Genomic DNA, 6,303 nt, shown 5'->3' with positions numbered 1-6,303 from the left:
TCGTTAGCTAGGATGCATACGGCACTGCCTGTGCGACTATCTGTGCACGCCGATCGGATGGGTGGATGGCAATGGCGAGAAGGCCGGCGAGATTACCTGGGCAGCCAGCTATGGTGCCTGGGGAGACATGCAGGAGGAATACAACCCGCAACGGATCGAGCAGAGCATCCGGCTGCAGTTGACGTGCTCCCCGATATCCGTACCACCTGAATGGAAGTGAGGTCCGTCAACTTGGAGAATGACGGACATGAGGAAGAGTCGATTCACGGAGCAGCAGATCATCGGTTTCCTGAAGCAGGCCGAAGCGGGCCTGGCAGTCAAGGAGGTCTGTCGGCAGGGCGGCTTCAGCGAGCCCACGTTCTACAAGTGGCGTGCCAAGTACGGCGGCATGGATGCCGAGGAGGCCCGGCGCCTGAAGGAGCTGGAAGTCGAGAATGCCCGGCTCAAGAAACTGCTGGCCGAGGCCCACCTGGATCTCGAAGCCCTGAAGATCGGCTTCGGGGTAAAGCGCTAGCCCCGCAGGACAAGCGCAAGGCCATTGCCCGGATGCTGGAGCACGCCAGGATCTCCGAGCGCAGGGCCTGCCGTCTTGCGGGGCTCTCCCGCGATGCCTGGCGCCACCCGCCGCAGCCCGGCGCCTGTACGGTCCGGCTGCGCGAGCGCATCCACGCCGTGGCCATGCAGCGGCGGCGCTTCGGCTATCGCCGTGTGCATGACATGCTGCGCAGCGAGTTTCCAGGCACCAACCACAAGAAGGTGTATCGCCTCTACCGCGAGCAGGGCCTGGCGGTACGCCGGCGCAACAAGGCCAGGAAGTACCGCGGCGAGCGGACGCCGCTGGTTGCCGCCATGCGGGCCAACCAGACCTGGAGCCTGGACTTCGTCAGCGACGCACTGGCTAATGGCCGGCGAATCAAATGCCTGACCATCACCGATGACTTCACCCGCGAGTGCATCGATATCGCGGTGGATCTGTCGATGCCCGGTGCCTACGTCGCGCGGGTGCTGGAGCGGGCAGCATGCTTCAGAGGGTACCCGCAGGCCATCCGGACCGACAACGGCCCGGAATTCACCTGCCGGGCCTTCATGGCCTGGCTGCAGGCGCGGGGCATCGAGCACATCCTGATCCAGCCGGGAAAGCCCACCCAGAACGCCTATATCGAGAGCTTCAATGGCCGGTTCAGGGACGAATGCCTCAACGAGAACTGGTTCGAGACCTTGGCCCAGGCCAAGGAGGTCATTGCCCTGTGGCGCCAGGACTACAACGAAGTGCGGCCCCACGGGAGCATTGGCCGAATACCACCTGCCGCATTTGCAGCCAGGCACCGCGAACCATCCACCATCGATGCAGGATCAGTTAACCTGCAAAACCCTGGACCTCTCTCCCAATGATTGGTATGGCTACAGGGGGCAGGTCAGCAGGGCCAGCAGATCGATGCCGAGACCGGGCTGCATTACAACCGCTTCAGGTACTACGACCCACACCTGGGGCAGTACATCACTCATGATCCCATCGGCCTAAATGGGGGTAGAAATATCTCTATACAAATCAACCCATCACCATGATTGACCCGCTAGGATTGGAGGCCAACCTTCTGGAAACTTTGCGAATGGCTATCTTGTATCGCGTTCCAACTATCCTGGAGATTCAATAGGCATAGATGTAAGGCAGGCCATTCAAAAGCCGGAAGGAATGACGGATTGTGAGTTTCTCAAGAAGCTGAAGAAGGCGTCGGAAGAATACTGTAATTGCCTTCCGTATTCCAAGCCTAATGTCTCTCTGATTCCTGGAACGCAGGATGGGCAAATGGATCCCGGTACATACAATAGCAACTCGTATGTGTCTGGTGTCATACAGAGAGTTGGAGCAGTTCCTCCAACGCTGAACACTGGGGGCAATTGGCAGGCGCCTGGATACGGCAATCCTTTGCCTATCAGCAATATTGTTGCTCCTGTTGGAACAGTCGAGGTCAAATGATGAAGAGAACGATTTTTGGATGCGGCGATAGGATCGTTGAAGTTGCTTTTTTATCTTTGTGTCATTATTTTCTTGTCGGTGTTTTCAATGTATTTCATTGATTACAATACGAATTGGCTGGAGGCCTTGCCAAAGAGGGAGTATTTGGTTTTGGCGGTCGCGACGCCTTTTTGCTTGTTTGCAATAAAGAGGTTTAAGCTTCCGTCAATCTTTCTGGCTGCTGTATTCTTGGTGCCAAGTTTTTATGTGATATATTTTATTGTGGCCTGTTCGATTTTTAAAGATTGTATTTAAAATCGCTGCTTAAACGCTCCAAGCTTATCATCCTGTTTTCTACTTTTTGCGAAAGACGTTTAGGCAAAACCGCACCTCGCGGGCTGCTCTGGGCCGCAGATTATCTGGCGCTCGGTTTGAGGCTGGTAGGTGTCGGTTGTAACCGGGGCGAATTTCCCGGGGCATGCGGCGGCGGCCAAAGCCGCGTTACAACGGTGCTATCCCGCCACGGGCCGTGTGCGGTAGAACTGCATCGGCACCGCCTGCATGTCGCGCGCGTGCTGGTTGAGCACCGACTTCTTCATCTTGCCCACCACGTGCATCTCGCAAGGCTTGCAGTCAAAGCGCAGGGTGAGCTTTTCCTTGCCGTTGATGAGCTGCAGCGGCTCGGCCTTGATGGTGCCCTTCACGCCGATCACGCCCTTGGCCTGCTTGGGGCACAGGCTCATGGAAAAGCGCACGCAGTGCTTGGTGATCATCAGGCTGACTTCGCCTTCTTCTTCCTTCGACTCGTAGGCCGCGTCGATCACCTTCACGCCGTGCTTCACGTAGAAGTCGTGCGCCTTCTGGTTGAACACGTTGGCCAGATAGGTGAGCGTGTCTTCGGGGAAGGGCGCGGGGGGCTGGACAGGCTCGGCGCGGGGCAGGCGCACCAGGCCGGCGGCGCGCGCGGATTCGAGCGCGGCCACCGCGTCGCGGCGTAGCGGGTTCAATGCCGAGGCCGGCACGAACCAGGGCTGCGACAGGCTCAGGGCGATGTCATGCACGGAGAACACCGTGGCGCCGAAGCGGCCGAGTTGCTCGCGCAGCGTGGCCTCGGCTTGGGGTCCGTCGGTGGCGCGCTGGTGCGGGTGCACGATCGCCGCGCTGCCGACGAAGCCGTCCTCGTCGGTCAGCGTGAGGTCGAAGCCGTCGGGCGTTTCGGACAGCTGTGCCCACAGGCCGATGCGCCGGTCGCTTGACTTCTTGTCGAGCGTGCGCACCCAGTCCATATCGCGGTTGCGGTTGATCTCCAGCCCCTTTCGCAGGTCCTTGAAGCCGGCGATGGGGTCCTTGGGGAACACGCGCCACAGGCCCTTCTTGGCGTTGACGGCTTCGGCGCGGTTGATCTGCAGGCCCACCAGTTCCTTTTGCAGGTCGTAGTAGCACAGGCCGTCGCCGTTGTGCAGCACAGTGTCGGGGCTGGACAGTTCGAGTTCGGCGAAGTTATCGCCCACCTTGGTGACCCACCCGATGGCGCGGCCCGGCGTCTTGGGCGTGTCGAACGCGCCGATGTCGTCTTGGCGTCCGTTGACGAAGTAGTCGGTGAACTCGCGGTTGAAGTTCTGGTCGGGGTCGGGCGTGAAGGTGAACGTGGTACGCCCGGACGATGAGCGCGCCAGCGGCTCGGCCGAGAACTCGCGCTCTTCGATGATCTCGTCGAGCAGCTTGCGGTAGTGCGCCGTGATGTTCTTCACGTAGCCCATGTCCTTGTAGCGGCCCTCGATCTTGAAGCTGCGCACGCCCGCATCGATGAGCGCCCGCAGGTTGTCGCTCTGGTTGTTGTCCTTCATCGACAGCACGTGCTTTTCGTGGGCGATGATGCGTCCGCTGCCGTCCAGCACCTCGTACGGCAGGCGGCAGGCCTGGTTGCAGTCGCCCCGGTTGGCGCTGCGGCCGGTGTGCGCGTGGGTGATGTAGCACTGGCCGGAATAGGCCACGCACAGCGCGCCGTGCACGAAGAATTCGATGGTGGTGCGCGCCGGGTCGGTGGCGGCGCGCACGGCGGCGATCTCCTGCAGGTCCAGCTCGCGCGCGATCACGATCTGCGACAGGCCCGCGTCCTGCAGGAAGCGCGCTTTCTCGGGCGTGCGGATGTCGGTCTGGGTGCTGGCGTGCAGCTGGATGGGCGGCAGGTCCAGTTCGAGCAGGCCCATGTCCTGGATGATGAGCGCGTCGGCCCCGGCGTTGTATACCTGCCAGGCCATCTGCCGTGCGCCTTCCAGCTCGTCGTCCCGCAAGATGGTGTTCAGCGTGACGAAGATGCGGCTGTGGAAGCGGTGCGCATGGCGCACGAGGCGCTCCAGGTCGCGCAGATCGTTGCCCGCGCCGGCCCGGGCGCCGAAGGCCGGGCCGCCGATGTAGACGGCGTCGGCGCCATGGTTGACGGCCTCGATGCCGATGTCGGCGTCGCGCGCCGGGGAAAGCAGTTCGATCTGGTGGGGCAGCAAGGACATGGGGCGCGATTATCCCAGCGGGCGCTGCCGGTGCCTACCCGGGCCGGCATTAGCGGCGCGAATGTCCCGCAATCTGCACTGAATTGGTGCGATTTATCCCGGAACCGGTGCGTGGCGCGGCTAGCATACGCACGCTTGGCCGCCGGCCCCGGCGGCTTTCCAACGACAAGGATGGAGACTTTGAGAGTGCTGAACGCTTCCCGACTGAGTTTTTCCCTGCGGTCCACCGCGCTGGCCTGCGCAGCCCTGGTGGCCTGCGGCGCCGCCATGGCCCAGGACGTGCAGACCGTCAAGATCGGCCACGCCGGCCCCCTGTCGGGCGGCATCGCCCACATCGGCAAGGACACCGAGAACGGCGTGCGCCTCGCGCTGGACGACCTGAACACGCAGAACCTGGTGATCGGCGGCAAGAAGATCCGCTTCGAGCTGGCCGCCGAAGACGATGCCGGCGACCCGCGCCAGGCCACGGGCGTGGCGCAGAAGCTGTGCGACCTGAAGGTGGCGGGGGTGGTCGGCCACCTGCAGTCGGGCACGTCGATTCCCGCCTCGTCCATCTACGACAAGTGCGGCCTGCCCCATATCACGGCCGCGGCCACCAACCCCGACCTGACCAAGCCCGGCTACAAGACGACCTTCCGCCTGATCGCCAACGACAGCGCGCTGGGCGCGGCGCTGGCCCTCTACGCGGCGGACCACCTCAAGCTCAAGACCGTGGCGATCATCGACGACCGCACGGCCTACGGCCAGGGCGTGGCGGCGGTGTTCAAGGCCACGGCGCTGCAAAAGGGCCTGACGGTGGTGTCCGAAGAGTTCACCAACGACAAGGCCACGGACTTCATGGCCATCCTCACTGCCATCAAGTCCAAGAAGCCCGACGGCATCTTCTACGGCGGCCTCGATGCCCAGGCCGGCCCCATGCTGCGCCAGATGGAGCAGCTGGGCTTGGGCTCGGTGAAGTATTTCGGCGGCGACGCGCTGTGCACCGAGAAGCTGCCCGACCTGTCGTCCAAGGCGGCCGTGCTCAAGAACGTGACCTGCGCCACGGGCGGGGCCTCGGTCACCAAGATGCAGGGTGGCGCCGAATGGAAGAAGCGCTACGACGCCAAGTTCCCCGGCCAGTTCCAGATCTACAGCCCGTACGCCTACGACGCGGCCATGGTGCTGGTGGACGCGATGAAGCGTGCCGACTCGGTGGACCCCAAGGTCTACGCGCCATTCCTGTCCAAGACCCAGTACAAGGGCGTGACGGCGAACATCGCGTTCACGCCCAAGGGCGAGCTGACGGCGCCGGCCGTGACGCTGTACCACTACCCGGCGAATGCCCGGGTGGCGCTGAACTGATCCTGCACCCCGAGCGCGCCCGCCAGCGCGCTGTTCTTCGTTACAGTGGCGGCTCTGTCCGGCGCCGCCGCCGATGCCACTCCCCGTGCGATTTCGATCCCGTGACCCCGTGAATGGGCCGCAGGGTGAGTCGGCGCGTGGCACGGCATCGGGCCGCCGCCGGTCGCGCAACACACGGAGAACTGACCATGCGCATGGGATTCGGACTCGTGGGCCTGCTCGTGGCCCTGGCGATCGTCGCCGTCCTCGTGAAAAAGCAGATGGGCGCCACGCGCGCCTCCGTGCCCGTCATCGCGGTGCCGGGCGCCCAGCCGCCGGCCAGCGGGGCCTCGGCCGCCACCGTGCGCGAGCAGAGCCAGCAGGTGCAGCAACAGGTCAAGCAGCAGATGGAAGCGCTCATGCAGCAGGCCCGCCCCATGCCGGAAGACGAATCCAAGTGAAATCGGGCCCATGCCGGCGTTTTTCATGCCCTGGTAGCTATAAAAATAATAGCAA

The 6,303-nt window shown here is 62.9% G+C and carries 5 protein-coding genes; 4 read left to right on the top strand and 1 reads right to left on the bottom strand.

The window, feature by feature from the left end:
- The first annotated feature begins 247 nt into the window (after nucleotides 1-247).
- Both AC27IQ_RS17590 and AC27IQ_RS17585 read left to right on the top strand, forming a co-directional pair.
- Nucleotides 248-1,392 (top strand): IS3 family transposase gene (locus AC27IQ_RS17590; protein WP_487090232.1). Its coding sequence is split into 2 segments (ribosomal slippage): nucleotides 248-509 and nucleotides 509-1,392, totalling 1,146 coding nucleotides; the frame shifts between segments, so codons are not numbered across the junction.
- The gene (locus AC27IQ_RS17585; RefSeq protein ID WP_487090231.1) at nucleotides 1,393-1,566 is read left to right on the top strand and encodes an RHS repeat-associated core domain-containing protein; all 174 of its coding nucleotides are present in this window, start codon (nucleotides 1,393-1,395) and stop codon (nucleotides 1,564-1,566) included.
- Nucleotides 1,567-2,469: 903 nt separating this feature from the next.
- Here AC27IQ_RS17585 and AC27IQ_RS17580 read toward each other — a convergent pair.
- The gene (locus AC27IQ_RS17580) at nucleotides 2,470-4,467 is read right to left on the bottom strand and encodes a peptidase U32 family protein (protein WP_487090230.1); all 1,998 of its coding nucleotides are present in this window, start codon (nucleotides 4,465-4,467) and stop codon (nucleotides 2,470-2,472) included.
- A 171-nt stretch (nucleotides 4,468-4,638) separates the two neighbouring features.
- Between AC27IQ_RS17580 and AC27IQ_RS17575 the strand changes: the two genes are divergently transcribed.
- Entirely contained in the window at nucleotides 4,639-5,808 is a 1,170-nt protein-coding gene (locus tag AC27IQ_RS17575) for a branched-chain amino acid ABC transporter substrate-binding protein (protein ID WP_487090229.1), read from the top strand.
- Between the two features lie 188 nt (nucleotides 5,809-5,996).
- On the top strand, nucleotides 5,997-6,248 hold the full coding sequence (locus AC27IQ_RS17570; protein WP_317354221.1) for a hypothetical protein: 252 nt from the start codon (nucleotides 5,997-5,999) through the stop codon (nucleotides 6,246-6,248).
- Nucleotides 6,249-6,303: the final 55 nt, after the last annotated feature.

It is taken from the genome of Acidovorax sp. KPB24-07 (assembly GCF_057543315.1).
The sequence above is the reverse complement of the archived record's forward strand: the minus strand, read 5'-3'. Positions and strand labels throughout refer to the sequence as shown.